This window comes from Marinobacter sp. bablab_jr003, from assembly GCF_016464245.1.
GTDB lineage: Bacteria > Pseudomonadota > Gammaproteobacteria > Pseudomonadales > Oleiphilaceae > Marinobacter > Marinobacter vinifirmus.
The window spans coordinates 1-2863 of record NZ_JADARC010000102.1 but is presented as its reverse complement, the minus strand read 5'-3'; the positions used below and the strand labels follow the sequence as shown (position 1 = coordinate 2863).

The 2863-nt window shown below is 51.6% G+C and carries 2 protein-coding genes and 2 pseudogenes; 2 read left to right on the top strand and 2 right to left on the bottom strand.

Annotated features, from left to right (window positions below; translation table 11 throughout):
- The first annotated feature begins 402 nt into the window (after positions 1–402).
- Positions 403–867 carry a toll/interleukin-1 receptor domain-containing protein gene (locus H3Z84_RS10630; RefSeq protein WP_244177379.1) on the top strand — a complete coding sequence of 155 codons (465 nt, stop codon included), beginning with the start codon at positions 403–405 and terminating at the stop codon, positions 865–867.
- Between the two features lie 99 nt (positions 868–966).
- Positions 967–1323, top strand: a pseudogene (locus H3Z84_RS17365) (GNAT family N-acetyltransferase); the annotation flags it as partial.
- A 51-nt stretch (positions 1324–1374) separates the two neighbouring features.
- Here H3Z84_RS17365 and H3Z84_RS10620 read toward each other — a convergent pair.
- Positions 1375–1512 (bottom strand): annotated as a pseudogene (locus H3Z84_RS10620) (transposase); the annotation flags it as partial.
- A gap of 164 nt (positions 1513–1676) precedes the next feature.
- On the bottom strand, positions 1677–2714 hold the full coding sequence (locus H3Z84_RS10615) for an IS630 family transposase (protein ID WP_199457439.1): 1038 nt from the start codon (positions 2712–2714) through the stop codon (positions 1677–1679).
- Between the last annotated feature and the right edge of the window lie 149 nt (positions 2715–2863).

The following is a 2863-nucleotide window of genomic DNA, read 5'->3' as shown; positions in this document are numbered from 1 at the left end:
CGGCGCCAAAAGCCCCAAAAGGCCAAAGCGGATGGCTGAATATAGAAATCACGAGAATCGGCCAGTTGAAGGCCGCGATAAAAATTACAGGAATCAGGCGCTGGGAATGACTCGGAATCGGGTTTTTCTACGGCCTCGTTAGAACTGATGATTCACATGGAGGGTTGAGGAAACATGGGTAGATGCACAGCACCAGCAAGAGGACATCGTTCAGCGAGCGCGGCGGCCAACTGCCCTGCATGTGGCGGGCGCTATAGTCGTTACGGAAGCGGAGGCTACAGTCCATACTCGATTCCATCTTATCCCTCGTCTCGGAGCAGTAGCAGCAGCGGCGGATCAAGCCGCAGTGCAAAGCCACGCTGGTCGAAATCAGGTTCTTCTGTACCGTACACATATGCTCAAGTGCAGTCTCTCGAACCCATCCGAGAAACCGTAGAGATTCGAGCAGCACAACAACCTGATCTTCGTGATGTTTTCTTGTGTCATGCCTGGGGCGATCGTAAAGAAGCGGCTAAAGACCTGCATGATTTGCTTGTGGCTTCTGGCGTAAAAGTTTGGTTCAGCGAGAACGATCTTGGGCTTGGCGTACCAATGATGCGGGCCATCGACAGGGGTTTGGCGAATTCGCGAATAGGACTTGTACTGGTCACCCCAGCGATGCTCGAACGCTTACCAAAAGAGAGCGTCGCAGACAAAGAGCTTTCAGCACTGCTGGCACGTAACCAACTCATTCCCATCGTGCACAACACATCCTATGAAGCTCTTCGAAATGTTAGCCCCATGCTTGCCTCTCGAACTGGATTGGATACTGCTGATGACTCAATGGAAGTTGTCGCGAAAAAAATCGCCGAGTTGGTAGAGGTATAATTCGGTGGCCATATGTTCTAACAAGAGGCTGTTGCCGGACGCGCCTACGCTGGCGCTTCGGCACGCCGCAAAGCCAGGCGTTAATTGCCAGGGAGAGGTATGGAGATCAGCTTCAAGGTAAACCATCCCATTACCACGGATCAGTTCATCGGTTTGCTGGATAGCTCTACCCTTGGGGAGCGTCGGCCAATTCACGATCGAGATTGTATGGAGGGAATGGTTTCCAACTCCAATCTCATCGTAAGCGCTTGGGATGACTCTCTACTTGTCGGTCTTGCCCGCAGTGTCACTGACTTTCACTATGCTTGCTACCTGTCAGATCTGGCCGTTCATAGAAACTATCAGAGGTCAGGCATAGGTAAGCGATTGCAGTCACTGACCCAAGAACACCTGGGCCCGCTTTGTAAATTGATACTCATCGCAGCGCCGGCAGCGAACTCATACTATGGTCAGATTGGTTACACACACAATGAGCGTTGTTGGGTTCTAGATCCGGGGGTGACCCCCTCTGGCGGCTTTACGCCAATTGTACAAGGTTGCGGTACTGATGCCTTCCTGGCTGGCCAACTCGGCAACAGTCAGACTGTGAGGTGGGGCCATCTTCTGGAGAATGGCTTCTTTACGTTCCGGTGAATAATGGGGCATGGTTGTCCTCTGAAATGTTCAGGCGACAACTACGCTGACACATAGGGCTTAGTATCAATTAGTAGAGCTAGTTACTAATTAGCAGAACGAATTACTAATTGGCACTAATCCGTGAACCGTGTTGAAAAAACAATTAGAGCTAGTGTCCCGTCCGGGTAATCCGTTTATTTATTGTCAATAACACTCAGCTTTGCTCGCGCCACTGAAGTCATAATCGATTCTGCACTCTTGTGCCAGCGGAACGGCTTTGCCAGTTTCTCATTGTGAGTTTGGATAAAGCGACGAATCGCCTTCTTCAGTTCGCCGACACTGGTAAAAATGCCACGGTACAAAGCACGGCGTTCCAGTTGACCAAACCAGCCCTCCACGGCATTCAGCCAAGAGGCGCTGGTTGGCGTAAAGTGAAGCTTGAATCGGGGATGTTTTTCCAGCCAGGCTTTCACTTCTGGTGTTTTGTGAGTCGAGCTGTTGTCCAGAATCAGGTGAAGGTCCTGCTCTTTCGGTGTTTCTCGATCAATTTGTCGCAGAAAGTCGAGAAACTCTTTGGCGCGGTGGCGTTGTGTAATGCGCCCAATCACTTCGCCGTTCAGGATATTCAGAGCCGCGTATAAGCTGGTCGTCCCGTGCCTCTTGTAATCGTGGGTACGGCGCTCGATCTGGCCGGGTTTCAGTTGCAGCTTTGGTTGAGTGCGATCCAGTGCCTGGATCTGCGTTTTTTCGTCAACCGACAGCACCAGCGCGTTATCCGGCGGATTCAGGTACAGGCCAACGACATCGAAAACCTTCTCAGCAAAGTCCGGATCATTGCTTATTTTGAAGGTTTTCAGCCGGTGCGGTTTCAGGTCAGCGGCTTTCCAGATCTGATGCACTTGCCAGCGACTGACACCGGCATATTCGGCCATCAACCGGATGCTCCAGTGGGTAGATTCCTTGGGCACCTTTTTGACCGTGTCATCAAGAATTGCTTTAACCTTTTTCTGATCCAGCTTTCTGGGTTGTCCAGGTCTTGGTGCATCCCGAAGACCGCTCAGGCCCTGTTCGGTGTAACGATTACGCCACTTAAATACCGTGGCCGTCGTGGTTCCCAGTTGCTCCGCAACGACTTTGGGTGATTCACCGGCATTCAGGGCCAAAACGATTCGTGCTCGCAGAACAAGATTCTGACTCAGCGTGCTTGTTCGCAGCCAGCTTTCCAGCTCCAGTTGATCGTTTGCGTATTCCGGCGAACGTGAACGCCCATTCTGGCTGAACGTGAACACCCTTTTTCTTAACGCATCACCCACCGAGGTTTGTACCCCGGGTGTTCACGTTCAGTCAATTTCCTGAAGTCGTTTTCTCATCGACTCTCCCT